Genomic DNA, 23,693 nt, shown 5'->3' on the forward strand with positions numbered 1-23,693 from the left:
CGATGCAGGTCTGCCTGTTTCTGATCGGCGCGAGCGATGCGCGGCCGCTGGCCGACATCGGGGAATTGCAGCGCGCCGCGAGCGCGGTCGCCGGCTTGCGCCGGCTTATCGTGCACGAGCCGATCGCCGGTCAACACGACGCGCGTATCGCGGCGCCCCATGATGCGCCGTCGTGCGTGTTGCAGTGGTACTTCGACGGACTCACGCTGCTCGAAGCCGCGCTCGACGCCGACGGAGCGGTCATGCGTGCATTGCAGGCCGGCATGCGCGAGCAGTCGAGTCCGGCGCAAGCCTTCACTCAGCAGGTGATGGCGGTACGCAAGTACGCGCCATCGCACGCGAGCGTCGCACCACAACACGAACCGCGCTGCACCTATCTGGTCGCGTATGAAGGCGTCGCGCAAGACTTCAACGCATGGCTCACGCACTATTTAGAGCACCATCGGCCGTTGATGCTGCAATTGCCGGCGCTGCGCGAACTGGAGGTCTACACGCGCATCGACAGCCGCAGCGCTTTGCCGTTCGCGCCGGCTAACGCGATGCAACGCAACAAGGTCGTGTTCGACGATGCAAGCGCGCTGACCGATGCGCTCGCCTCGCCAATCCGCGATGCAATGCGCCGCGATTTCCACGCGCTGCCGCCATATAGCGGGGCGACTCCTCATTTTGCAATGCACAGCATCTACGGTAACCTCGCGGCATACTGACCGGCACGTCGCGCGTCAAGCGACGCGCGTTTCGTTTGCGAGAGCTGCGCATGACCAAGCCGAATGCCGGCATCCCCGATCTGAATCTGCTGCGCGTGTTTCTCGCGATCTGGGACCTGCGCAGTCTGACTGCTGCCGGCGATCGACTCGGCCTCACGCAACCGGCGGTCAGCCACGCGCTGCGCCGGCTGCGCACGCTGTTCGAAGACCCATTGTTCGCGCGTACTCCCAACGGCATGGTTCCGACCGATGCCGCCTTCCGTCTCTACCCACCGCTCGCGCAAGCGTTCGCGATCATCAACGACGCGGTCCAGCAACTGGCGAAGTTCGAGCCGTCGACCGCGCAGCGCGTGTTTCGCGTGTCGATGTCGGATATGTCGGAGTTCTACTTTTTGCCGCCGCTCGTCGCGCTGCTCGATCGCGACGCGCGCGGCATTCGCATCGAAGCGGCCAACGTGCCGGTCGAGTCTGTCAGCGCGGCGATGCGCGCAGGCGAAATCGATCTCGCGCTCGGCTATGTGCCCGGTCTCGACGCCGGCTGCGTGAGTCAGACGCTATTCGTCGACGAGCACGTGTGCGTGGTGCGCGCGGGTCACCCGTTGCGCAAGACCAAGCCGAGCCGCGAAGACCTGGCCGCGCTGCGCTATGTGTACGCGAGCACGAATGCGACCGGCCACCGGATGGTCGAACAATGGCTCGACGAATTGAACGTAAAGCGCGACGTCGTATTGCGGTTGCCGCATTTCGTCGTCGCGCCCGAGATCGTGATGAATACCGATCTCGCGGTGATCTTTCCGAAAAGCATTGCGAAGCGCTTCAATCGCGGTAAGGCTTTCCGAATTCTGCCGCTGCCGTTTTCTCTGCCGCCGATCGAGATCCAGGTACATACCCACACGCAATTCGCGGCGGACGCGGGCATTGCATGGCTGCGCGAAACGATTCGTACGATGTTCTCGCAGCAGGCCGCGTAAGCCTGCATGAGGCTGCGGAAATACCGCGACATACCGCGACGTACCGCAAAAATCGCGCATTCGGTTTCGCATATTCACTGCACTGATACCCGCCCTGCTTTTCGGCTAATTTGACGCCGATATCTGTCGCCTCGACACTGAGTGATATTCGAAGCCTTTTCTGAAAAGGCCGTCTCTTCCCCACATTTCAGATACGAGTAGACATGGCTTCTGTTCAATCGTCGATCGCGGACGCGCGCAGTACCGCGGAATCCGATCGCGCACTCAGAAAAATCGTCATCGCGTCGGTCGCCGGCAATGCGATGGAGTGGTACGACTTTTTCGTCTACGGCACCGCGGCCGCGCTGGTGCTCGGGCAACTGTTCTTTCCGCCGAATTCGAATCCGCTGATCGGCACGATCGGCGCGTTCGCCGCGTTCGCGATCGGCTTCGTCGCGCGGCCGCTCGGCGGCATCGTGTTCGGGCATATCGGCGATCGTTATGGGCGCCGCGCGTCGCTGGTGTGGACGCTGATGATCATGGGTGTCGCGACGTTCGGCATCGGTCTGCTGCCGACCTACGACCATATCGGTCTGGCCGCGCCGGCCGCGCTCGCCGCGTTGCGACTGCTGCAAGGCATCGCGTCCGGCGGCGAATGGGGCGGCGGCGTGCTGATGATCAGCGAAAACGCTCCGCCCGAAAAACGCGGTTATTTCGCGGCGTGGAGTCAGTTGGGCGTGGGCGGCGGCTTCGTGTTGTCGTCGGCCGCGTTTCTCGCGGCGCAGGCGCTGCCGCACGATCAGTTCATCTCGTGGGGCTGGCGTCTGCCGTTTCTCGCCAGCATTCTGATCTTCGCGCTCGGCGTCTACATTCGTCACAACCTGCCGGAGAGCCGCGACTTCGAGAACGCCGACAAGGCCGGCAAGACCACGCATATGCCGGTGCTCGAAGCGATCAAGCGTCATCCGAAAGAGATCCTGATGGCGATGGGTCTGCGCGTGGCGGAAAACGGCGGCGCGTATATTTTTCTCGCGTTTTCGCTGGTGTACGGCAAGTTCATCGGCATTTCGAATTCGGTGATGCTGACCGGCGTGATGCTCGCGATGGTCGTCGAAATGGGCGCGATGCTCGCATGGGGCAAGCTGTCGGACCACATCGGGCGCAAGCCGGTGTATATGATCGGCGCGGTCTCGCTGGTGGTGATGGCGTTTCCGTTCTTCTGGCTGCTCAATACGCATTCGACGCCGCTGGTGTGGCTTGCGCTGGTGCTCGGCACCGCGGTTTGTCATGGCGCGATGATCGGGACGCTGCCGGCGTTGGTCGGTGAGTTGTTCAGTACCGAGGTTCGTTATTCCGGCGTTGCGCTGGGGCATGAAGTGGCGTCGATCTTCGCGGGCGGTTTGTCGCCGTTGATTGCGACCGCGCTGCTTGCACACTATCAGGCGTACTGGCCGGTTGCCGTGTTCCTGATGGTGCTGGGGTTGATTACCGTGGTGACGCTGAGGTTTACGCACGAGACGCGTCAGCGGTAACGGGCGGCTCTCGCTCGCTTCACTTCAAAAGCATTCGCGCGGCGTGAGCCGCGCGAATGCTTTTTTATATTTGCTTCGCCGAAAGACTTTCGCCTGACGTGAACGGCATCGCGTCTTCAACAACCGCCAGTAAAATCAACCCCATTGATGCCATCATCACTTTTTAATCTATTTGGCTTATCCAGCGAGCGCCGCTAACCTTGGCCTATCGTCCCCAAAGAAACACACCGGAAGGCCATCATGCAAGCTCAAACCCTGAAAGTTCGCGTCGACGCGTTGTGCGAGGAAGCGCATGGCGTGCGCTCGTTCAGCATCTCGCGGCTCGATGGGCAGCCGTTCGAGCGCTACGAACCGGGCGCGCATATCGACGTGACGAGCCCGTCGGGCGTCACTCGCCAGTATTCGTTGTGCGGCGATCCCGAATGCGTGGAGTCGCAGATCTTCGCGGTGAAGAAGGAAGAACAGTCGCGCGGCGGCTCGCGTTCGCTGCATGACGATGTCAGCGTCGGCACCGAACTGTCGGTCGGCGCGCCGCGCAATCTGTTTCGCCTCGAAGAAGCTGCCAGCGAGCACATCCTGATCGGCGCGGGTATCGGCATTACGCCGTTGCTGTCGATGGCCTATCGGCTCGCCGCGCGCGGCGCGCGTTTCACGCTGCACTATTTCGCGCGCAGCGAAGCGCATGCGGCGTTCATGTCGCTGCTCACGCGCGAGCCGTTCGCGCAGCATGTAAAGCTGCATTTCGGCGTCGAGCCGGAAGACCTGCAACCCGCGCTCGATGCCTGTCTGCACGACGCCGGCAACGGCGCGCATGTCTACACCTGCGGGCCGGGCCCGTTCATGGGCCGGGTTGTCGAAGCGGGGCAGAAGCACTTGCCCGCCGACGCGATTCATCTTGAACGTTTCAAGGCCGAGCCGGTGCCCGAAACCGAAACGTCGCTCGACAGTTTCGACGTGCAACTCGCGAGCAGCGGTCAAACGGTGCGGGTGGATGCGAAAACATCGATCGTCGAAGCGCTTGCATCGATCGGGATCGAAGTGGACACGTCGTGCGGCGAGGGTGTGTGCGGGACCTGCATGGTCGACGTGGTGAGCGGCGAGCCGGAACATCGCGACCACTGTCTGAGCAAGGCCGAGCGCGCGAGCAACAGCGTGATCTGCTGCTGTATTTCACGCTCGCGCTCGCCGGTGCTGGTGCTCGACCTCTGAGTCAGAGACCCGGAATAAGAGCCTCGGCCATTACATCTTCTCGAACCCCGCGAGAATATCGGTAATCATCCCGCGCATCCACGCGATCCCTTCGTCTTCGTGAAAGTGCTCGTGCCAGTGCATCGTCACGGCCGCTTTCGGCAATGCGACCGGCAATGCATAGATCCGGAACGCGTCGCCGCGATTGAGAATATGCGCGAGCCGCTCCGGCAGCGTCGCGAACAGATCGGTCGCGGTCAGCACACCCGGCACCGCAACGAAGTGCGGCAACGCGAGCGCAATATTGCGCCCGACGCCTTGCGCGCGCAGCGCGTCATCGAGCGCATGGTGACTGTGTTCGAGCGAGCGCACCTGCACGTGCGATGCAGCCAGAAAGCGATCGAGCTTCAGCGTATTGCCGCCCGGCAAATCCGCGCGCTTTCGCGTCATACACACATACGACTCTTCGAACAGCAGGCTATGGCGCGTGAGCGGCAGCAGCGACGGCAGATTGCCGATCGCGAAGTCGAGCCTGCTCGAACGCAGCGCTTCTTCTATTTCCTCCACCGGCAACGGCTCAACGACCAGCTTCACGCGCGGCGCCGCCTGCTGCACGGCTGCGCACAGCGCCGGCAGATACGCCATCTCACCCGCATCCGATAACGACAGACGAAACGTGCGCGTGCTCGTCGCCGGATCGAAACGCTCCGCGTAACGCAGCGCCTGCCGAACGGTATCGAGCGCGCGCCCGACGATCTCCGCGAGTTCGAGCGCGACCGGCGTCGGCTGCATGCCCGCGCGCGTGCGAATGAACAGCGTGTCGTCGAACATCGTGCGCAGCCGGCCGAGCGAATAGCTGACCGCGGGCTGCGATAGCGCGAGGCGCTCGCCCGCCTTGGTCAGGCTGCGCTCTTCGACAATCGCCTGAAACACGCGCAGCAAGTTGAGATCGACGTGGTCGATGGAAGTCATGGGAACACTCTTGGGATATCAGCCGGATTTATCCGGAGACCTGTTTTTAATCGATTTGACGCATGATCGTCGCAAAGCGAGACTGATGTCAACGAGAGGATGCGCCGATGTGTTGCACGCAGTTTTGTGCGTCGACGTGCGTCTTCGTTTCGACAACGCGACTTTTCCCTACCCCACAAAGATGAGTACGCCGACCTATCAAACCATCGACACCAGCGCTTTAGCCAAGCGCGCCGAGCCCGATCGCATCGCGCCGTCCCTTTACTACGATCCGGCGCTGTTCGAAGCCGAGCTCGAACAGATTTTCTACAAGACGTGGATCTGGGTCGCGCACGACAGCGAACTGCCGAAGCCGGGCGACTTCATCACGACGACGATCGGCCGCCAGCCGGTGATCGTCGTGCGCGACAAGAGCGGCGCGGTCAACGTGCTGCAAAACCGCTGCCGCCATCGCGGCGCGACCGTGTGCGAAGAGCACAAGGGCAATGCGAAGGGCTTCACCTGCCCGTACCACAGCTGGTCGTACGCGCTCGACGGCACGCTGCGCGCGCTGCCGTATGGCGACGGCTACGAAGGCGTGTGCGAGAAAGGCGACCTGCCGCTGAAGAAGCTGCGCGTCGGCGTTTATCAAGGGCTGATCTTCGCGAGCTTCAACGAAACGATCGAACCGCTCGAAGATTTTCTCGGCGGCGCGAAGCCGTGGATCGACCTGTTCATGAAGCAGGGCGCCGGCTATCCGATCAAGGCCAACGGCGAGCACAAGTTCAAGTTCAAGGGCAACTGGAAGATCCAGCTCGAGAACACCACGGACCTGTATCACTTCCCGGTCGTGCACAAGTCGTGGATGAAGTCGATCGACGACGAAACCGCGGCGGCGATCACCAGCTTCATGACCAGCGACGAAGCGTTCTGCCGCTCGCTCGGCAACGGCCATAGCCTCGCGGTACTGATGCCCGAACTGGTCGATCTGGATCAGGACGACGGCGCGCCGCTGCCGGAGCGTTTCAACGAACTCGCCGGGAAACTCGCGGAAAAGCACACGCCGGAAGAAGTGCGCCGGATCGTGCGCTCGCTGATGGGCGTCGGCTTCAACCTGAACCTGTTCCCGAATCTCGCGCTGTCGATGGCCTTCTTCCGCGTGCTGCGGCCGATTTCCGCCGAGGAAACCGAGATTCGCCACGTCGCGCTCGCGATGGATGGCGGCCCCGACGAAGCGAACCGCGAACGTCTGCGCATTCACGAACACTTCCAGGGCCCGTTCGGTTTCGGCAGCCCGGACGACGCCGAAGCATGGGAGCGCGTGCAGCGCGGCTCGCATGCGGGACCGGACGTGCCGATCCTCGTCAATCGCGGACTGAATCGCGAAACCACCGCCGCGAACGGCGAAAAGACCGCGCACGCAACCGACGAAACCGGCATGCGCGAAGCGTACAAGCAATGGCGCGCAATGATGGAGCAGGCATGATGGACGATAGAAACGCACTCTTTTCTCACCAGACCTTCGCGCGCGCGATCGAATTCATCTGGCGCGAAGCCGAATTGCTCGACCGGCGCGACTATCGCGAGTGGCTCGAACTGTGGGACCCGGCCGGCTACTACGTAGTCCCGATCGATCCGAACACGACCGACTACGCGGCGACGCTGAACTACGCGTACGACAACCAGGACATGCGCGAAAAACGCGTGCAGCGGATGACCTCCGGTTATTCCGCGTCCGCCTCCGATGCCGCGCGCACGGTGCGTACGGTGTCGCGCTTCACGCTCGCAAGCGACAGCGCGGACATGGTCGAAGTGAAGTCGTCGCAGATCATCATCGCGTACAAGCGTGGGGTGTCGACGATCTTCGCGGCCGATCTGACGCACAAGATCAGCATGGCGAGCGGCGAGCCGCGTCTGGTCGAAAAGGTGATCCGCGTGATCGATTCCACCGAAGCGCTGAGCGCGATCGGCTTCCTGCTCTGATCTATCCGAACACGGCCACGGGCCGGCCGGTACTCGCAATCCGGCCGGCCCGCGCCGCTTTACTCGCGAATCACCATGCCGACACTCGAAGTCTATTTGCCGCAAGGCTACGCGGAAGACCGTAAAGCGCAGCTAATCCAGGGATTGACCGATTCGACCGTTCGTGCGATCGGCGCGCCCGCCGAGTCCGTGCGGATTCTGCTCTCGGAAATGGCCGCCGCGCACGCCGGTCTCGGCGGCAAGCTCACGCCTGCCGCGTTGCCGGTCATCATCGCGATCCTGATCGCGGGCCGCACCGACGCGCAGAAAGAAGCGCTGATTGCGCAGTTATCCGAAACGATCGCCGCGGTGCTCGACGTACCGTTGCCGTCCACCCGCGTGATGATCAAGGACATCCCCAATACCGACTTCGGCATCGGCGGCAAGACCGCGCGGGCGCTGGGTCGCTAGCGTCGCGATGGTCTCAGGCGCGCGGCAGCAACGGCAACGCGAAGCGGCAATCGAGGCCGCCGGTTGCCGCGCGCTGCGCCCACACGCGTCCGTCGTGACGCGCGACGATGTTCTTGCACAACGACAGCCCGATCCCATTGCCGCCCGCCTTCGACGAAGAAAAGCCTTCGAACAGGCGGTCGAGCACGTCGTCGGGCACGCCCGGGCCGTTGTCGATCACATGAAGTTCGGCCTTGCCGTCGTTCTGCGACGTCGCGAGCGTGACCACTCGCTCGGTCTGCATCGCGCCGCTCAGCGCTTCGACCGCGTTGAACGCGAGGTTCAGAATCACCTGACCGATCAGCACGCGTTCGCAACGAATCGGCAGCGGCTGCGCGGCCTGTTCGAGCCGCACGGTCACGCCTTCGTCGCGCGCGCGCAGTTCGATGAAGTACGCGACTTCCGCGAGCACGTCGCGCAGATCCGCTTCGGTCGCGACCGGTTCGCGCTTCACCACAAACTCACGCACGCTCTTGATGATCAGCGCCGCATGCTCCGCTTGCCGGTCGGCGGCGCGCAGACCCCATATCGCACTGTCGATCGCATCCGGTTGATTCAAACGCTGGATCGCCCCTTCGACGAAGTTGCGCACCGCCGCGAGCGGCTGGCTCAATTCATGGGCGATCGCGGTCGCCATCTCGCCCATCGCGTTGTAGCGTCCCGCGTATTCGAGCATGCGCGCTTCGATGCGGCGCGTTTCTTCCACCGCCACTTCGTCGCTGATGTCGCGAAAGTGCACCAGCACGCCGTTCAATGCGGTGTCGATATCGACGCGCCGGCACGAAATGCGCAGCCAGCGTTGCACGCCGTCGCGCCGGGTGATCCGGTAGCGCTGCGCGTCGCTCGAATCGCTCGGGTGCTGACGCGGTGCGTCGCGCAGTTGCGCGGCCAGACGGTCGCGGTCCTCGCGCGTGCAGTAGTCGAGCGCGGCGCCGAGCGGCGCGTCCGGCGCGACGCCGAGCACGCGCCGGCCGGACTCGCTCAGATACGCAACCTTGCCGCGCGACGTAATCAGCGCGACGCCTTCGCCAAGGTCCTGCATGTACTCGCGCAAACGCGCCTCGTAACTGCGCAGCTTGCGGCGCATCGCTTCCTGCGCGCTGATGTCGCGAAACTGCACCATCACGACCGGCCGGCCGCTCAGCGGCACATAGGTCGCAATCGCCTCCGACAACATATCGACGCCCGTGCGCGAGCGATAACACCACTCATACGCTTGCGGTCCGTCGCCGATCGAGCGGCGCATCGCATCGACCGCGATTTCGCGGCGGTATTTCGCGTCGTCGCGCGTCATGTGGTGGGCTTTCAGCGGCAGCAGCTCTTCGAGCGTATAGCCGAGCGCGACGCACGCGGCGCGGTTCGCCCACACGATCGCGATGGTCTCGGCGTCGTGCAGCAGCACGCACTGGTTGAGCGAGTCGAGCAGCAGGCGGAAATCGGATTCGGACAGGGTAGTCATGGCGACGCATTCGATGCGGTAAGGCCCGCGATAAGGCCCGCGCAAAACCGCGCGACGAGCGAGCGTCCACCATACCACCGGCGTCGCCACGCATTACTAAAGAAATCCTTACCCGCGTGCGGAGATTGCCCTAAGTCGCGTCCTCTCTTCCCAATTGTCCGTGTTTATTGGCGTTCCTAGACTGGCTCCATCGTGTTCGACGACACCACCGCTTACCACTCACAGGATACGGAGACGCTCATGGCACTCGCCGCCGCGCTGAAGCAGGACGACACAGCCCAATTCGAAGAACTGGCACTGGATGACGTAATCGCCGAAATCGCGAAACGGCGCGAGGAGTTCGAGCGTCTGTCGCACGTGCCGCGCGACGTGATCGACATGCTCAAGCGCGCGCGCATCTACCGGGCGGCGACGCCGAAGCGCTTCGGCGGCGATGCGCGCGCGCCCGGCGAGTTTCTGCAACTGATCGAACGGATTGCAACCGTCGACGGCTCGGCCGCGTGGGTCGCGAGTTTTGGCTCGGCGAATCTGTATCTGGCCGCGCTGCCGCTCGACACGCAAGCGGCGATTTACGCGAACGGTCCCGACCAGGTGTTCGCCGGCGGCCTGTTCCCGGTGCAGAACGCGACGGCCGAGATCGGCGGTTTTCGCGTCAACGGCACGTGGAAATTCGCGAGCGGCTGCAAGGGCGCGGACTGGCTCGGCGTCGGCATCGGCACCGGCAAGGCCGGCGAAGCGCCGGGCAAACCGCGCACCGCGGTGTTCCGGCCGGAGCAGGTCGAGATCGTCGAGAACTGGAACGTGGTCGGCATGCAGGGCACCGGCAGTCACGACCTGCGCGTGTCGAACCAGTTCGTCGCCGAGGACTGGACCTTCGTGCGCGGCGGCACGCCGACCGTCGACGAGCCGCTCTATCGCTATCCGACCGTCGCGTACGCGGCGCAGGTGCTGGCGGTAGTGAACCTGGGTCTCGCGCGCGCGGCGCTCGACGTCGCCAACAACATGGCCGGCGGCCGCAAGACCACCACCGGCGCGCCGCAACTCGCGGACCGCGCGTATTACCGGATCGAACTCGCAAAGGCCGAAGCGCAACTGCGCGCCGCGCGCGCGTTCTTCTACGAATCGACCGATAGCGTGTGGCAGTCGATTCTCGCCGGCAACGACGTGACGCCCGATCAGGTCAGCCTGCTGCGCCTGTCGGCGACGCAGATCGCGCGCGACGGCGCCGACGTCGTGAACCGCGCGTACCGGCTCGCCGGCACCGCCGCGATCTATCGCAATCATCCGCTGCAACGCCTCGTGCGCGATGCGATGGTCGTCACGCAGCACGCGTTTCTCGGCGAAGGCAATTACGACGGAGCCGGCGCCGTGTTCGTCGGCACGCAGCCGATTCCCGGCTACCTGTAACCAACATTCAATCAATCGAACCAAGGAACATCCCGATGACCGATACCCGAAACCTGCCGTTGCGCGTGCTGTTCTGCTGCGGCGTCACGCAGAATTTCTTCGACCTGCCGCGCGAACAGATCGGCGAGGTGTGGCAAGCGTACGGCAAGATGCTCAACGCGGTCGAAGCGATGGAAAACGTGCGCGTGCTCGGCGTGATGGACGACGACCGGCTCGTGGTCGGCAATGCGGATGGCGCGCCGTGGACCTTCTACATCATGGCCGACGTCGCGGACTTCGATACCGCGGTGGCCGTGTGCAATCTGTATCGCACGACGCCGGTCGGCGAATACAACCTGTGGCGCTATGGCAAGATCGAAGCGCGCGTCGGCCGTGCGCTGACGGTGCCGCCGGCTGTCCCGCAGCAGGGGTGACGCGATGAACGAAGCGAAGGCCGCGGCAACCACAGTCGACGCTCTGCTCGCACGCATCCAGGCGCTCGAAGCGCAGAACGCGGTGCGCAACACGATTGCGCGCTATATGGCGCTGTGCGACGTACCGGTGCGCGCGTTGCAGGGCGAAGCGCTCGCCGCATTGTTTACCGGCGACGCGATCTGGGAAGGCATCGGCCCGCAGTACGCGAACAAGTTCGGGCGGCTCGAAGGGCCCGCGCAAATCGTCGCGATGCTGCAGCGCTATCTGCCGCCCACCCCGCATTTCGCGACCAATACCCACTTTCTGACCTCGGAGCACATCGAGGTCAACGGCGCGCGCGCGACCGGGCGCTGGATCATGTTGCAGGCGTCGGGCTATGTCGATGGCAAAGCCGAACTGATCGCGGCGCGCCTCGAAATCGATTTCGTGCCGGCCGCGCATGACGGCGGCGCGACGTGGCTGATTCGCCATTTCCGCACCGAGCGCCTGTTCGACGCGCCGTGGCAAGTCAATCCGGCTCAAGGAGTCTCCGCATGACTGCATTGCTGCAAACATTCGATCTGCGCGCGACCGGCAACGCGAACGCGCCGACCATCGCGATCAAGGACAGTATCGATATCGCCGATTACGCGACCACGGCCGCGAGCCGCGCGCTCGCCGACGCCCCGGCTGCATCCGAGCACGCGGAAGTCGTGCAACGGCTGCTCGATGCCGGCTGGCGCATCACCGGCAAGGCGAACATGCACGAGCTCGCGTTCGGCATGACGGGTATCAACGATTTCAGCGGCACGCCGGTCAATCCGCAGGACCCGGCGCGTATTCCGGGCGGCTCGTCGAGCGGTTCCGCATCGGCGGTCGGGCAGAAACTGGTGGACGCCGCGCTCGGTACCGACACCGGCGGTTCGGTGCGCGGCCCCGCTGCGTGCTGCGGCGTGATCGGCCTGAAGCCGACGTTCGGACGCGTGTCGCGCCATCGCGTGGCGCCGCAAGTCACGACGCTCGATTGCGTCGGCCCGTTCGCGCGCGACATGCATACGGTGATCGAAGTGATGAGCGCGATCGATCCTTCATTCCACTCCGGCAACGCGCGTCGCGACGTTTCGCAGGTGCGTGTCGGCGTGGTTAGCGTCGACGCGGACCCCGAGATCGCCAACGCGATCGCCGCCGCGATCACGCGAGCCGGCCTCGCCGCGCGGCCCGTCGAACTCGCGTCGATGAAAGACGCGTTCGCGGCGGGACTGTCGGTGATCAACGCGGAAACCTCGCGCGCGTTCGGCCATCTGGTCGACAGCGGCAAGCTCGGCGCCGATATCGAAACGCGTCTGCGCGCGGCCGCGAATACCAGCGCCGCCGATCTCGACGCCGCGGAACGCGTGCGCCGCCAGTTCACCGACGAAGTGGATCGCGCGCTCGATCAGGTCGACGTGCTGCTGCTGCCCACAATGCCCGCATTGCCGATCACGCTCGAAGCGGCTCGCGCCGGTACGTCGGTGATCGCGATGTCGTCGCTGATCCGGCCGTTCAATCTGAGCGGCCACCCGGCGCTGACGCTGCCGGTGCCGCTCGACAATTCGCCGCTGAAGGCAGGACTGCAAATCGTCGGCCGTAAGAACGACGACGAAACGGTGTGCGCGGTCGCCGCGCTGATCGAAGCGCGGCTCGCGCAAACCGTCTGAAGATAATTAAGGAGTCGCCAATATGTCGAACAGAATCGCGCTCGTGACGGGCGCCGCGCGCGGACTCGGTGCAGTCGTCGCGCGTACTTTCCATGAAGCGGGCTACAAGGTCGCGTTGGCCGATATCGCAATCGAACCCGCGCAGCAGCTCGCGCGCGAACTCAGCGCGGACGGCTCCAGCGCCTGCGCGATCCGGCTCGACGTCACGCGCAAGGCGGACTTCGAAGCCGCGCGCGACACCGTGCTCGAACGCTGGGGCGCAATCGATGCGCTGGTCAACAACGCGGGTGCGTCGAAAGTCGTGCCGGTGATGGAGATCAGCGCCGAGCAGTTCGATCAGGTGATCAACGTGAATCTGCGCAGCGTGCTGTTCGGCTGTCAGGTGTTCGGCGAGTACTTCGCGCAGCGCGGCGTGGGCCGCATCGTCAATATCGCGTCGCTCGCGGGGCAGAACGGCGGCTCGGCGACCGGCGCGCACTATGCCGCGGCGAAGGGCGGCGTGCTGACGCTGACCAAGGTGTTCGCGCGCGATCTGGCGGCGCGCGGCGTGACGGTCAATGCGATCTCGCCGGGGCCGCTCGATCTGCCGATCGTTCACGAAAGCGTGCCGGCCGACAAGCTGGAAAAAGTGATCGAAGCGATTCCGGTGGGCAAGCTCGGCGCCGCGTCGTATATCGCCGAAGCGGCGGTGATGCTCGCGTCGGGCAATGCCTATTTCGCCAATGGCGCGTGCTGGGACATCAACGGCGGGTTGTATATGCGCTGACGCGTGTGATGACGCTGGCGCGCGCGGCGGCGTGACGTCAGCGTTATTCCGGTGTCATGCCGGCGTCATTCCGGCCGCTCGTCCGACGGGTTCCACACTTCGAGCACGCCGCGTACGAGCGTCGGAATCGACGTCGCGCCGAGCTTTTCCTTGATGCTCGCGCGATAGACGTCGACCGTCTTCACGCTGATCGACAGATCCGACGCGATGACCTTGCTGGCCTTGCCTTCGATCAGGCCGTTCAGCACTTCCTTCTCGCGCGCTGTGAGCGAGTTGATGCGCTCGCGCAGTTCGAGCTGGCGCATGTGTTTGGCGTGACGCTGCGACGCGAGTTTCATCGCGCGCTGGATGCGTTCGAGCATTTGCTGCGAGTTGTACGGCTTCTCGACGAAATCGATCGCGCCGTGCTGCAACGCGCGCACCGACATAGGAATATCGCCGTGACCGCTGACGAAAATGATCGGCAACGTGGCGCCGCGACGGTTCAGTTCTTCCTGCACGTCGAAGCCGCTCACTTCCGGCATCCGCACGTCGAGCACGAGGCAGCCGGGCACGTTGAGGTCGAACGCGCGCAGAAAATCCGTCGCGCTGACGAAGCCCTGGGATTTGATGCCGACCGATTCGAGCAGCCACGCGAGCGACGTGCGCATGCCGTTGTCGTCGTCGACGATATAGACGACAGGAGCGGCATCGGGGACGGACGGTCGAGCGGTTGGCGGCATTGGAATGTGGGACGTGTGAGTGGACAAACGCACACGAGAAAGATCGTATTGGGCTTTTAATCATAGCTGGCCGAAAAGCGCTCGCAAAGCCTCGCAAATACTAGCGGTTCAGCTTGCGTGAACCGGCAACCGAACACAGGAGAGATCGACATGTCGAGCAACCCGTTACCCGCTCAAACCGAAATCGACTACGAGCGCCAGCAGTTCAGACAGGCGATGGCGCATCTGGGCGCGGCGGTCAACGTGATCACCACGGCGGGGTCGCACGGCTGTTGCGGGATCACCGCGAGCGCGGTGTGCTCCGTCACCGATGCGCCGCCGACGCTGCTGATCTGCCTGAATCGATCGAGCGCGATGCATGCGGTTTTCAACGGCAATCGCAACGTGTGCGTGAATGTTTTACCGGCGAGCCTCGAAAGCATCGCGCGTCATTTCGCGGGGATGACCGGTCTTTCGATGGAAGAGCGTTTCCAGTTGCCGGTGTGGGACGAAGGCGAGCAAGGCGTGCCGGTGCTGCGCGGCGCGCTCGCGAGTTTGCAGGGCAAGATCGTCGAAGCGAAGGAGGTCGGCTCGCACTCGGTGATGTTCGTCGAGACCACCGCGATTCGCGTGCGCGCCGACGGCGACAGCCTGATTTACTTCGACCGCAATTTCCATCGGGTGCCGCGGGCCTGGAAGGGGCAGTGAGGTGACGGGAGCGGGCTCCCGTAAATCCTCACCATTGGCGATCTCCTGGAATTCCTCACCATTGCCGGAGTCCCTGGAAATCCTCACCATTGCCGCAGCTCCTGGAACTCCTCACCTTTCGCGCTAGTTCGGCAACGCGATCTGCACGACCTTGACGATCACGAGCGCGATCGCGAGGAGCAGATAGCCGCGCAATACGCCCATCCAGATCCGCTTGGCGAGCGTCAGCCTGGGCGGCGGTAGTTCGTCGAGCGGCGGCATGCGCCACGCGTTGCGCGCTTCCTTCGAATAGACCGGTAGCGGCTCGGTGGCCGCATCGTCACCACGCCGCTTGCGAATGCCGACGCTCGCGGCATAGCCGACCACCGCCAGCAACGTACCGCCAGCAAGCACCTCGATCATCGTCACGCCCGCGATGTCCGGATAGATCACCGACGCGGTCAGCACGATCGACAGCATTACCAGCACCCACACCACCGCGCCGGTAAACAGATTGAGCCGCTTCGAATTGGCCCACGGGCCGAGCACCGCGCGGTCGTTGCACAGCAGCAGCAGAAACACGGTCGCGCTCGGCAGCAGCACGCCGGCGAGCGTTTGCACTGCTTCGGTCAGCAGCCCGAGCGGGCTGCCCGGAATCAGCACCAGCGCGGCGGCCGCGGCGACGATCGCGAAGTACACGAGATAGAAGCCCTTCGCATCGGACACGCTGCGATGCAGCGAGTGGCGGATCTTGAACACGTCGCCGATCGCGTACGCGGTGGACAGCGACACCGCCGCCGCGCCGATCACGCACGCGTCGAACAGCGCGAGCGCGAACAGCACCGCCGGCGTACGTCCCGCGTATCTCTCCAGCGCCGCGATCACGCCGCCCGCATCGGTGAAATTGCCGAAGCCGGCGCGGCCTTCGAACAGCGCCGCGCTGAACGAGATCATCGCGACCGCGCCGATCAGCACGAACACGATGCCGATCCACAGGTCGGCTTTTTCGTAATTCATAAAGCGCGGCGTGATGCGTTTGTCGACCACGTAGCTCTGCTGGAAGAACAGCTGCCACGGTGCGACCGTCGTGCCGACGATGCCGATCACCAGCAGCATCACGTCGGACAGCTTCGAATGCGCGGGCCAGTTCGGAATAAAGAAGTCGCGCGCGATCTGGCCGGGCGGCGGATGAATCGACACCAGTACCGGCACCAGCAGCAGGCTCAGCACGCACAGCACCACGGCGAAGCGCTCGAAGCGGCGGAAGTCGCCGGTGCTGACGGCGGCCATCGTCAGCGCGGCGGCGATGCACACGCCGGCGATCTTCGACACGCCGAAGAAGTCGAGCACGAACGTAATGCCGATGAATTCGGTGACGATCGTCAGCGCGTTCAGGATGAACAGATCGACGACGCTGAACGCGCCCCAGAACTTGCCGAAGCGCTCGAAGATCAGCCGCGCGTGGCCGACGCCGGTCACCGCGCCGAGCCGCAACACCATCTCCTGATTGACGAACAGCACCGGCACCAGCAACAGCATCGTCCACAGCAACGTGGTGCCGTAGTTCTGACCCGCCTGCGTATAGATGCCGAACGCGCCCGCATCGTTGTCGCCGACCATCACGATCAGGCCGGGACCGAGGATCGCCAGCAACGTGCGCACGCGCGCCCACCAGCTGGTGCGCGGCGCGGTGTCGTGATGGGCGATCGTGCCGAGCGCGCCCTTGATGTCGCCGACGTGCGCGGAATCGAGCACGGCGCCGCGGGCGGGGGATAGATTCGTCGGAGTAGACATGCGGTTCTCTCCTGGCTGTGTTTATCGATGCACACGTGCGCGGCTTCGGCATACGTAAGGACGTGAGCCGGAGTTGAGATCCGGCAGCGCCGCTTGCGTATGACGGATGGCGCGCGAGCTTATGAAACGAGCGTCTTCAAACGACGCCAGAACGCGGTCAGCGGATGCGATTCGCTTGCTTGCAGCACGAGCATTGCGTCGTAATGGGCGCGCGATTCCCGCACGCGGGGGAACTGCGCAAGAAGGAGGCCGAAATGCATGAGATATCTCCGTGCGTCGAAGGCGACGCGCTGGTGAGAAAAGCCAGCAGACACGGAGGTTGCGCGCGGCGAGCGCGGCGGTGCAGGTCTACTCGCTTTCCTCAGTTAAAAGGATCGCTAAGCGGCATAAGGGAGAACTGTCACTGTCGGGCATGGCGGCTCCTTGTCGGTTGATTGCGGCATCGCGTAGCGACGTTTTATACGTTTGCTACACACGTGTCGAAGCACGCGCTCGCACATGTTCCGTTGAACTGACGAAATGTGCGCGAACGCGACGCCGGTCCGGCGCACGGACGCGCAATGACACTGCGGCGTTCCGGTTACGCGGAGACGGCGTTAATCAAAGGTGCACGGAGAAAAACTGCGGCGCGCACCGTCTGCCTGCTGGCAGGACGGCGGCGAATGAAGGGGCGCGGACGTCCTGCCGGTCAGGCAGCGAAACTGTTCGAAAGTCGGCTACTACAGGTGTCCAAGGCATAAGCCCCATTGGTGAAGATTTTTGAATTCTAGAGGGCGGTTTCCGGCGCGGTCAATGTGTTTCTTAAGCAGAGCAGAAAAAATGTGCGGCGCGCAACGCTGCGTGTTCTGACGAACGGGTGAGTTGGAACTGCGGTAGGAGGAGGGTGGCGATGCCGGTGATGGCAGCGCGTCGAACAGATGAATCGGGGGAGGCGAGAAAGCGGCGCTGGGAAAAGTGCGGGTGCTACGAAGCGGGTAGAGGGTTGCATCGGCCTATCGGGCCGATGCAACCCGTCTGTCGCTCAGCAATGACTTACTGCGGCCGGCCGTGGCGCTCACGCACGGTCAGCTTGTTTTTCACGGAGCGCACGCCGCGCACCGAGTGCGCGGCGTCGCCCGCGCGTTTGATCTGCGAATGCTGCGGCACGGTGCCGGTCAGCGTGACCGCGCCGTGGTGCACGTTGACGTGGATCGCCGCGAAATTGAGGCCCGGCGTACGCGTGAAAGTCTGGCGGATGTCGCGCAGCAGCGTGCTGTCCGAACGGTTGGCGTTGCGGCTGTTGTTGCTGTTGCTGTGATGCGGGCCGGCCGCGGCGGCCGGCGCAGGAGGCGGGGGCTGCATCGATGCATCGTTCGGCATGCCGCCCGTTTGTGCGTTCGCATAGGTCGCGCCAGTCGCGATCGCTACCGCGAACATCGCGCCGATGATTTTGCTCGCGCCGTTTGTTTTCATTCTTACTCCTTTGCCGATTTGTCAGGAACTGCCGTTCGAGCCGCATGAGGCCAGCGGGAAAAAGGCGGCGCATGGCGCTGCCGCCTCGCGACGAGTATTCGACCGCCGGCCACGATTATATGACGCGTTCACGGCGCGGATGGGGCAGTCGCGGGTGGGTTTGGGTGATGCGGTGGTTGCCTCGGCAAGCGTCGATGCACCGCCTGCAGTGCCTTGCGATGGGCTTGCGGCTTTGCTTGCGGGTCTGCTGCCGATGTGCCGAGCGAGGCATTTCGCGCTGCTGCGAAGCCGATAGGTGAGGAGATTCGGGAGGCCGCCAGGTGAGTTCGTGCGTACCTGTACGCGCACTTCAATCGCAAAGGTGAGGAGTTTCGGGAGTCGTCGCGGAAACTCGTATCGGATTCCCAGGTTTCATGCCGTTCGTTGCTATTTGCTCGATGCGTCGTGTCGATGCAAGCCGGTGGTTCGATGGGCGATGCCGCGACGCTGAGGGGCGGCGTGTGATGGCTAGTGTGCGAAAGGTGAGGGTTTTCGGGATTCGCTGGCGCCGGGATTCTTCGCAACTAACTGCCTATAACCAATCGCGCTTTGATATGCGATCCACCGCCAGGTCCAGCGCCGACAGCCCTTCTCACGGCGGCTTCGGCTCACGTCTGGTTTGCTTAAAGGTGAGGGTATTCGGGAGGCGCTGGGCTCGAATCGGGCCTGATGCGGTCTTTGCAAACGCGGTTAACCAGCGCGTTCGGCAGCACTCGTGCATGCGTTTGCTCCACCGTTCGCGCAACGTAAGTCATTGAATGTCCAGGCGATCCGCTGCATTTCGCAGCCGTTAGAGACCTTGCCAATACGCGCTTTTACTCAAAGGTGAGGCTTTTCGGGAGCTACAGGAAGACTGCGCGAGAACTGCACAGGAGCCGCGTGGGGGCGGGGGCAATGATGCATAAAAGCCCCGCTCAAACGCCGCTTTGCCCCGCTGCGCGCCCCCAAAGGTGAGGATTTTCAGGAGCCACGGCGAGCGCATTTCACGCCAATCCGCCGCCGCTCCGTATCAAAGGTGAGAATTTTCGGGAGCATCGAATGCGCCCCCGGAACGCGGGCTCAACCCGCTTTCGCGACCTCGCGAATGTCCGCGACCGGCGTGTTGCCGAACGCATCGCTGAGCGCGTACTTGACCAGCGCGGCCGCGCATTGCTCCGGCGACGTCAACTGACCGTTGCGCTTCAGGTCTTCGAAGCGCTGGCGCATCGGGAACTGATCTTCGCCGCTGCCGCGAATCTGCGCCTGCATGTCGGTATCGATCACGCCCGGCGCGAGACTGCAGATACGCAGCGCGCGACTCGCGTCGAGGGCGACCGCGCGCGCGTGATGATCGAGCGCGGCCTTCGTCGCGCAGTAGATGCTCCAGCCCGGATACGCATTGCGCGCCGCGCCGCTCGAGATATGGACGATGCGCCGGTCGGTCGCGTCGACGGCCGCGGCGGCGAGCGCGCTCGCGAGCATCAGCGGCGTCGCGACGTTCAGGCTCACCGCGTCGGCGATGTTCGACGGGTCCTGACCTTCGATCGGGCCGATCGGCTGCACCATCCCCGCGTTGTTGATCAGCAGCACGGTTTGCGCGCCGCGCACGAAGTTGCGCAGCGCGTCGGTCGCGAGCCATTGCGCGACGCGCGCGGGCTCGGCCAGTTGCAGTTCGATTTCTTCCAGCTGCGCCGGATAGCGCGTCTTCAGCTCGGCATGCCGCGAGCGCGACAGCCCCAGCACCGTGACGTTGCGCGCGAGCAGTTGTTCGGCGAGTGCCGCGCCGATGCCGCGTGTGTGGCCGGTGACGATCGCGCGAATCGAAGATGAGGAGGTCATGGCGGTCCTTGTGTTGGTTGGCTTGGGAGAGCGCCGATTTTCGCACTTTTCGCACGCCGTAATCAGAGCGGGCGGAAGCGCTCGCGATACTGCATCGGCGTTACGCCAAGCCGTTTCGTAAACACGATGCGCATGCGGTCCGCGCTGCCGAAGCCGCAATCGAACGCAATTGTTTTCAGTGCGGCGCCGCTGCTTTCAAGCAGCTTGCGCGCCGCGTCGACGCGCGCGCGTTCGACGAATTCATGCGGCGTTACCTGGGTCTCCTGCACGAATACGCGCGCGAAGTTGCGCGCGCTCATGCCGGCGACGTCGGCGAGCTGCTGGACGGTGAAGCGCTCGCGCAGGTGCGCCATCACGTGGGCCTGCACTTTGGCGGCGGCCGATGTGCTGTCCGCGGGCGCGGTCAGATAAGGGCTGAACTGCGACTGGCCGCCTTGCCGCTGCGCGAATACGACGAGCCGTTTCGCGACCGCCAGCGCGGTGTGCGGGCCGTAATCGTCGGCGACCAGTGCGAGCGACAGATCGATGCCGGCGGTCACGCCCGCCGAGGTGACGAGCGGGCCGTCGCGCAGATAAATGCGATCGAAGTCGACCTGCGCGCGCGGAAAACGCGCGGCGAGTTGCGCCGCGTGCTGCCAGTGGGTCGTCACGCGGCGCTCGTCGAGCAGGCCCGCGTGACCGAGCGCGAACGCGCCGGTGCAGATCGAGCCGTAGCGGCCGCAGCGGGTCGCGACGTTCGCGAGCCAGTCGAGCAGCCGCGCGTCGGGGATTTCGTCGCCCGGCAATGCGGGGCCGCCCGCGACCAGCGCGAGATCGAACGGCTCGCGGGCTGCGTCGAAGCTCGCGTCCGCGACCAGCGTGATGCCGTTCGATGCGCGCAGCGGCGTGGATTGCGCGGCCAGCAGTTTGACCTCGTATTGTCGGTCCGCCGCGAGAAAGCGGTTTGCTTCGCAGAACACATCGACGGGACCGGCGACGTCGAGCGCCTGCACGCGGGGGAAGATCGCGATCGCGACGGTGGGCATCGAATGACTTCCTTTGCTGGGGAGCGGCATGGGGATGCCACGGCAGTCGACGCGGTGCGATTGGCAGAGTTCGACGGTCCGGCGCGATTGTTCGCGGCGGCGCGTCTGCCGATACTGAATGAGCCCGACGCGTGGCGCGGCTCAGCATAGCAAACGGGCTGCGAAGCTGCATCGCGCGTCTTCATTCATTCGCATCGCTAAGGAGCATTCACATGACGACGATCGCAGGCATCCGGATTCCCGACAGCATGATGGCGCGCGAAGCCACCGAACTCGTGCGCGACACCGAAACCGAGCTGCTGTATCACCACTCGCGGCGGGTGTTTCTGTTCGGCGCGCTCGCCGGCCAGCGCAAACAGCTGAAGTTCGATCCCGAACTGCTGTATATCGGCGCGATGTTTCACGACATGGGGCTCGTTGCGCCGTATAGCAGCGAGCACGAGCGCTTCGAAGTGGATGGCGCGAACGCGGCGCGCGATTTTCTGCGGCGTCACCAGATCGGCGAAGACGACATCGAGCAGGTGTGGGCCGCGATCGCGTTGCACACGACGCCTGGGATTCCGCAGCATATGAAGCCGGTGATCGCGCTGGTGACCGCGGGCGTCGAGATGGACGTGCTCGGGCTCGCGTACGACGAGTTCGACGCGCAGCAGCGCGACGCGGTGATTCATGCGCATCCGCGCGGCGCGCACTTCAAGGAAGGCATCATCGATGCGTTCGCGCACGGCACGATTCATAAGCCGCATACGACGTTCGGTAACGTGAAGGCGGACGTGCTCGCGCTGAAGGACCCGCATTATCATCGCGAGAATTTCTGCACGATGATTCTTGGGTCGGCCTGGCGGGATTGAGGGATGGTGGCGGCAAATTGCGCGTCAGGCCAAATTGCACGATAATGCATTGCAAATGCGATGCAAGGAGTGTGAGATGAAAACCGCCAATTTCCCGTCGGTACGCGTCGAGCCTGAGTTGCGGGCTGCGGCCGAAGACGTGTTGCAGGATGGCGAAAGCCTTTCGAATTTCGTGGAACAGGCTATTCGCGACAACATTGCACGGCGATTGAACCAGCGCGAGTTTGTCGCGCGAGGGCTCGCGTCGCGGGCGCAGGCGAAAGACAGTGGCGATTACGTCGAGGCCGACGACGTGCTCGCAGGCCTGCAGGCGCGACTTGACGAGGCGAAAGCGCGGGCTCGGGCGAAGCAGAAACGATGACGTATCGGGTTCGCTTCACCCATGCCGCCACCGCGGACCTCAACCGCCTGTACGACTTCATCGTCGAGCGGGACGACACGGACTTGCTGCTGGCCGAACGCGCGCTACAAGCTATTCGTGATGGAATCGCAACGCTTCGCACGTCGCCGTTTACCTGCCGTAAGGCCGAGCAAAACACACCGTTCCTGCGTGAACTGTTGATACCGTTTGGCCGCGACGGCTACGTCGCGTTGTTTGAAATCGAGGACAACCAGACCGTAACCGTGCTGGCTGTGCGCCATCAGCTAGAGGATGATTACCACTGACCTACCTCCCGGCCCCCCCAATGGTCATCAAAAACCTCCTCCGCAAACTCGACCTCACCACGCTGCAACTCTTCCTCGCGGTCTTCGAGGAAGGCACGCTCACGCGTGCCGCCGAGCGTGAGGCGATCGCGGTATCGGCCGCCAGCAAGCGGCTGCTCGAACTCGAGCAGGCGGTCGGCGCGTCGCTGTTCCAGCGCAACGCGCGCGGGATGACGCTGACGCCGGCCGGCGAAACGCTGCTGCATCACGCGCGCCGGGTGATGCGCGATATCGAGAACATCGGTATCGAACTGGCCGGCCATGCGAGCGGCGTGCTCGGCTACGTGCGGATGATGGCCAATCTGTCGGCGATCGTCGAATTCCTGCCCGAAGATTTGCGCGCGTTTCAGGCGCAGCACGAGCGCGTGAAAGTCGATCTGGAAGAGCGGCCGAGCGGCGGCGTCGTCAAGGCAATCGACGAAAGCCTCGCCGATCTCGGCATCTGTTCGGCCGACGCCGACACGCGCGATCTGCACGTCGAGCACTATCGGCGCGATTCGCTGGTCATCGTGATGCGCGACGATCATCCGCTCGCGGCGCGCAAAAGCATCGGCTTCGCGGAGACGCTCGACGGCGACCATGTCGGTCTGCATTCCGCGAGTTCGATCAACGCTCGCACTCATCTCGCCGCGCGTCAGGCCGGCAAGCCGCTGCGGCTGCGCATCCATGTGCCCGGCTTCGACGCGGTGTGCCGGATGGTGCAGGCCGGCATGGGCGTCGGCGTGCTGCCGGATAAGGTGTGTCAACTGATGGGCCGCCCGCTTGGGCTCGTCGGCATGCCGCTCGAAGACGATTGGGCCGAACGCAGTCTGGTGCTGGTGGTGCGCGATGTCGATGCGCTGTCGCCGGTGAGCCGGTTGCTGTTCGATCATCTGCGCACGGTCGAGGCGCGGGAAATTTCCGCCGGGGGCGAAACGCTGGTGCCGGGCGATGCCTCAACCGGCGCAACTACAACGCCGGCCAAAGCCCGAACGCGAACGGAAGCCAACGCTGCGCCCAAAGCGCGACCTGAAGCCAAAGCCAAACCCGAAGGCCCAACCAAACCCGCAGCCGCAACCAAACCCGCAGCCCCAACCAAACCCGCAGCCCCAACCAAACC

The 23,693-nt window shown here is 64.1% G+C and carries 23 protein-coding genes and 1 pseudogene; 17 read left to right on the top strand and 7 right to left on the bottom strand.

Annotated elements, in window-relative coordinates; genetic code table 11:
• Positions 1 to 2 precede the first annotated feature (2 nt).
• The 4 genes from BTH42_RS10075 (at position 3) to BTH42_RS10090 (ending at position 4,398) form a co-directional block, all read left to right on the top strand.
• Positions 3 to 707: an EthD family reductase gene (locus BTH42_RS10075; protein WP_075298565.1), complete on the top strand. Its 705-nt coding sequence runs from the start codon at positions 3 to 5 to the stop codon at positions 705 to 707.
• Positions 708 to 757: 50 nt separating this feature from the next.
• Positions 758 to 1,678: a LysR family transcriptional regulator gene (locus tag BTH42_RS10080; RefSeq protein WP_075298568.1), complete on the top strand. Its 921-nt coding sequence runs from the start codon at positions 758 to 760 to the stop codon at positions 1,676 to 1,678.
• A gap of 203 nt (positions 1,679 to 1,881) precedes the next feature.
• Positions 1,882 to 3,189 (top strand): MFS transporter, encoded by a 1,308-nt coding sequence (locus BTH42_RS10085; RefSeq protein ID WP_075298571.1) that lies wholly within the window; start codon positions 1,882 to 1,884, stop codon positions 3,187 to 3,189.
• Between the two features lie 240 nt (positions 3,190 to 3,429).
• Entirely contained in the window at positions 3,430 to 4,398 is a 969-nt protein-coding gene (locus tag BTH42_RS10090) for a PDR/VanB family oxidoreductase (RefSeq protein ID WP_075298574.1), read from the top strand.
• Between the two features lie 30 nt (positions 4,399 to 4,428).
• Here BTH42_RS10090 and BTH42_RS10095 read toward each other — a convergent pair whose 3' ends face one another.
• Positions 4,429 to 5,349 (bottom strand): LysR family transcriptional regulator, encoded by a 921-nt coding sequence (locus BTH42_RS10095; protein WP_075298577.1) that lies wholly within the window; start codon positions 5,347 to 5,349, stop codon positions 4,429 to 4,431.
• A 181-nt stretch (positions 5,350 to 5,530) separates the two neighbouring features.
• Here BTH42_RS10095 and BTH42_RS10100 point away from each other — a divergent pair, with 181 nt between their 5' ends.
• From BTH42_RS10100 to BTH42_RS10110, 3 genes are all read left to right on the top strand, one after another.
• A complete protein-coding gene (locus BTH42_RS10100) occupies positions 5,531 to 6,814 on the top strand; it encodes a Rieske 2Fe-2S domain-containing protein (RefSeq protein WP_075298684.1) in 1,284 nt (427 codons plus the stop codon).
• The gene (locus tag BTH42_RS10105; protein WP_075298580.1) at positions 6,811 to 7,311 is read left to right on the top strand and encodes an aromatic-ring-hydroxylating dioxygenase subunit beta; all 501 of its coding nucleotides are present in this window, start codon (positions 6,811 to 6,813) and stop codon (positions 7,309 to 7,311) included. Before BTH42_RS10100 ends, BTH42_RS10105 begins: the two co-directional genes overlap by 4 nt.
• Positions 7,312 to 7,386: 75 nt before the next feature.
• A complete protein-coding gene (locus BTH42_RS10110; RefSeq protein WP_075298582.1) occupies positions 7,387 to 7,761 on the top strand; it encodes a tautomerase family protein in 375 nt (124 codons plus the stop codon).
• A 13-nt stretch (positions 7,762 to 7,774) separates the two neighbouring features.
• Here the strand turns inward: BTH42_RS10110 and BTH42_RS10115 are convergent, their stop codons facing one another.
• Positions 7,775 to 9,259 carry an ATP-binding protein gene (locus BTH42_RS10115; protein WP_075298585.1) on the bottom strand — a complete coding sequence of 495 codons (1,485 nt, stop codon included), beginning with the start codon at positions 9,257 to 9,259 and terminating at the stop codon, positions 7,775 to 7,777.
• A 240-nt stretch (positions 9,260 to 9,499) separates the two neighbouring features.
• Here BTH42_RS10115 and BTH42_RS10120 point away from each other — a divergent pair, with 240 nt between their 5' ends.
• Genes BTH42_RS10120 through BTH42_RS10140 form a run of 5 tightly spaced genes read left to right on the top strand, consistent with a single transcriptional unit; the run spans position 9,500 to position 13,522 of the window.
• Positions 9,500 to 10,666: an acyl-CoA dehydrogenase family protein gene (locus BTH42_RS10120; protein ID WP_075298588.1), complete on the top strand. Its 1,167-nt coding sequence runs from the start codon at positions 9,500 to 9,502 to the stop codon at positions 10,664 to 10,666.
• Between the two features lie 35 nt (positions 10,667 to 10,701).
• Entirely contained in the window at positions 10,702 to 11,079 is a 378-nt protein-coding gene (locus BTH42_RS10125; RefSeq protein ID WP_075298591.1) for a hypothetical protein, read from the top strand.
• Between the two features lie 4 nt (positions 11,080 to 11,083).
• A complete protein-coding gene (locus tag BTH42_RS10130; RefSeq protein WP_075298594.1) occupies positions 11,084 to 11,617 on the top strand; it encodes a nuclear transport factor 2 family protein in 534 nt (177 codons plus the stop codon).
• Positions 11,614 to 12,756: an amidase gene (locus BTH42_RS10135; RefSeq protein WP_075298596.1), complete on the top strand. Its 1,143-nt coding sequence runs from the start codon at positions 11,614 to 11,616 to the stop codon at positions 12,754 to 12,756. The genes BTH42_RS10130 and BTH42_RS10135 overlap by 4 nt, the downstream gene beginning before the upstream one ends.
• Positions 12,757 to 12,778: 22 nt before the next feature.
• Positions 12,779 to 13,522, top strand: a complete 744-nt coding sequence (locus BTH42_RS10140) for an SDR family NAD(P)-dependent oxidoreductase (RefSeq protein ID WP_075298599.1) — start codon at positions 12,779 to 12,781, stop codon at positions 13,520 to 13,522.
• A gap of 65 nt (positions 13,523 to 13,587) precedes the next feature.
• Here the strand turns inward: BTH42_RS10140 and BTH42_RS10145 are convergent, their stop codons facing one another.
• Complete coding sequence (locus BTH42_RS10145; RefSeq protein ID WP_075298602.1) at positions 13,588 to 14,244, bottom strand: response regulator transcription factor; 657 nt, start codon at positions 14,242 to 14,244, stop codon at positions 13,588 to 13,590.
• 150 nt (positions 14,245 to 14,394) lie between these two features.
• On the opposite strand from BTH42_RS10145, the gene hpaC reads away from it, so the two are divergent.
• On the top strand, positions 14,395 to 14,931 hold the full coding sequence (hpaC, locus tag BTH42_RS10150; RefSeq protein WP_075298605.1) for a 4-hydroxyphenylacetate 3-monooxygenase, reductase component: 537 nt from the start codon (positions 14,395 to 14,397) through the stop codon (positions 14,929 to 14,931).
• A gap of 123 nt (positions 14,932 to 15,054) precedes the next feature.
• Here the strand turns inward: hpaC and BTH42_RS10155 are convergent, their stop codons facing one another.
• The 4 genes from BTH42_RS10155 to BTH42_RS10170 all read right to left on the bottom strand — a co-directional run bounded on the left by BTH42_RS10155 (position 15,055) and on the right by BTH42_RS10170 (position 21,038).
• Complete coding sequence (locus BTH42_RS10155; protein WP_075298607.1) at positions 15,055 to 16,704, bottom strand: NRAMP family divalent metal transporter; 1,650 nt, start codon at positions 16,702 to 16,704, stop codon at positions 15,055 to 15,057.
• 1,032 nt (positions 16,705 to 17,736) lie between these two features.
• Entirely contained in the window at positions 17,737 to 18,156 is a 420-nt protein-coding gene (locus BTH42_RS10160; RefSeq protein ID WP_075298624.1) for a BON domain-containing protein, read from the bottom strand.
• Between the two features lie 1,098 nt (positions 18,157 to 19,254).
• Positions 19,255 to 20,013, bottom strand: a complete 759-nt coding sequence (locus BTH42_RS10165) for an SDR family oxidoreductase (RefSeq protein ID WP_075298626.1) — start codon at positions 20,011 to 20,013, stop codon at positions 19,255 to 19,257.
• 62 nt (positions 20,014 to 20,075) lie between these two features.
• Positions 20,076 to 21,038, bottom strand: a complete 963-nt coding sequence (locus BTH42_RS10170; protein WP_075298628.1) for a GlxA family transcriptional regulator — start codon at positions 21,036 to 21,038, stop codon at positions 20,076 to 20,078.
• Between the two features lie 212 nt (positions 21,039 to 21,250).
• Between BTH42_RS10170 and BTH42_RS10175 the strand changes: the two genes are divergently transcribed.
• The 4 genes and pseudogenes from BTH42_RS10175 to BTH42_RS10190 form a co-directional block, all read left to right on the top strand.
• Positions 21,251 to 21,889, top strand: coding sequence for an HD domain-containing protein (locus BTH42_RS10175; protein ID WP_075298630.1), 639 nt, complete (start codon positions 21,251 to 21,253; stop codon positions 21,887 to 21,889).
• Positions 21,890 to 21,965: 76 nt separating this feature from the next.
• Complete coding sequence (locus BTH42_RS10180) at positions 21,966 to 22,250, top strand: YlcI/YnfO family protein (protein WP_083654720.1); 285 nt, start codon at positions 21,966 to 21,968, stop codon at positions 22,248 to 22,250.
• A complete protein-coding gene (locus tag BTH42_RS10185) occupies positions 22,247 to 22,555 on the top strand; it encodes a type II toxin-antitoxin system RelE/ParE family toxin (protein ID WP_075298634.1) in 309 nt (102 codons plus the stop codon). The genes BTH42_RS10180 and BTH42_RS10185 overlap by 4 nt, the downstream gene beginning before the upstream one ends.
• A 20-nt stretch (positions 22,556 to 22,575) precedes the next feature.
• A pseudogene (locus BTH42_RS10190) lies at positions 22,576 to 23,490 on the top strand (LysR family transcriptional regulator); the annotation flags it as partial.
• Positions 23,491 to 23,693 lie beyond the last annotated feature (203 nt).

Origin of the sequence: Burkholderia sp. SRS-W-2-2016 (assembly GCF_001931485.1) — a bacterium.
Lineage (GTDB): Bacteria > Pseudomonadota > Gammaproteobacteria > Burkholderiales > Burkholderiaceae > Paraburkholderia.

Bases quoted from the DNA above. Each gene is read 5' to 3' on its own strand.
- BTH42_RS10140 (WP_075298599.1), top strand. From the start codon at position 12,779: ATGTCGAACAGAATCGCGCTCGTGACGGGCGCCGCGCGCGGACTCGGT.
- BTH42_RS10085 (WP_075298571.1), top strand. From the start codon at position 1,882: ATGGCTTCTGTTCAATCGTCGATCGCGGACGCGCGCAGTACCGCGGAA.
- hpaC (WP_075298605.1), top strand. From the start codon at position 14,395: ATGTCGAGCAACCCGTTACCCGCTCAAACCGAAATCGACTACGAGCGC.
- BTH42_RS10090 (WP_075298574.1), top strand. From the start codon at position 3,430: ATGCAAGCTCAAACCCTGAAAGTTCGCGTCGACGCGTTGTGCGAGGAA.
- BTH42_RS10105 (WP_075298580.1), top strand. From the start codon at position 6,811: ATGATGGACGATAGAAACGCACTCTTTTCTCACCAGACCTTCGCGCGC.
- BTH42_RS10125 (WP_075298591.1), top strand. From the start codon at position 10,702: ATGACCGATACCCGAAACCTGCCGTTGCGCGTGCTGTTCTGCTGCGGC.
- BTH42_RS10135 (WP_075298596.1), top strand. From the start codon at position 11,614: ATGACTGCATTGCTGCAAACATTCGATCTGCGCGCGACCGGCAACGCG.
- BTH42_RS10165 (WP_075298626.1), bottom strand. From the start codon at position 20,013: ATGACCTCCTCATCTTCGATTCGCGCGATCGTCACCGGCCACACACGC.
- BTH42_RS10175 (WP_075298630.1), top strand. From the start codon at position 21,251: ATGACGACGATCGCAGGCATCCGGATTCCCGACAGCATGATGGCGCGC.
- BTH42_RS10155 (WP_075298607.1), bottom strand. From the start codon at position 16,704: ATGTCTACTCCGACGAATCTATCCCCCGCCCGCGGCGCCGTGCTCGAT.
- BTH42_RS10120 (WP_075298588.1), top strand. From the start codon at position 9,500: ATGGCACTCGCCGCCGCGCTGAAGCAGGACGACACAGCCCAATTCGAA.
- BTH42_RS10080 (WP_075298568.1), top strand. From the start codon at position 758: ATGACCAAGCCGAATGCCGGCATCCCCGATCTGAATCTGCTGCGCGTG.
- BTH42_RS10170 (WP_075298628.1), bottom strand. From the start codon at position 21,038: ATGCCCACCGTCGCGATCGCGATCTTCCCCCGCGTGCAGGCGCTCGAC.
- BTH42_RS10185 (WP_075298634.1), top strand. From the start codon at position 22,247: ATGACGTATCGGGTTCGCTTCACCCATGCCGCCACCGCGGACCTCAAC.
- BTH42_RS10110 (WP_075298582.1), top strand. From the start codon at position 7,387: ATGCCGACACTCGAAGTCTATTTGCCGCAAGGCTACGCGGAAGACCGT.
- BTH42_RS10130 (WP_075298594.1), top strand. From the start codon at position 11,084: ATGAACGAAGCGAAGGCCGCGGCAACCACAGTCGACGCTCTGCTCGCA.
- BTH42_RS10100 (WP_075298684.1), top strand. From the start codon at position 5,531: ATGAGTACGCCGACCTATCAAACCATCGACACCAGCGCTTTAGCCAAG.
- BTH42_RS10160 (WP_075298624.1), bottom strand. From the start codon at position 18,156: ATGAAAACAAACGGCGCGAGCAAAATCATCGGCGCGATGTTCGCGGTA.
- BTH42_RS10145 (WP_075298602.1), bottom strand. From the start codon at position 14,244: ATGCCGCCAACCGCTCGACCGTCCGTCCCCGATGCCGCTCCTGTCGTC.
- BTH42_RS10115 (WP_075298585.1), bottom strand. From the start codon at position 9,259: ATGACTACCCTGTCCGAATCCGATTTCCGCCTGCTGCTCGACTCGCTC.
- BTH42_RS10180 (WP_083654720.1), top strand. From the start codon at position 21,966: ATGAAAACCGCCAATTTCCCGTCGGTACGCGTCGAGCCTGAGTTGCGG.
- BTH42_RS10095 (WP_075298577.1), bottom strand. From the start codon at position 5,349: ATGACTTCCATCGACCACGTCGATCTCAACTTGCTGCGCGTGTTTCAG.
- BTH42_RS10075 (WP_075298565.1), top strand. From the start codon at position 3: ATGCAGGTCTGCCTGTTTCTGATCGGCGCGAGCGATGCGCGGCCGCTG.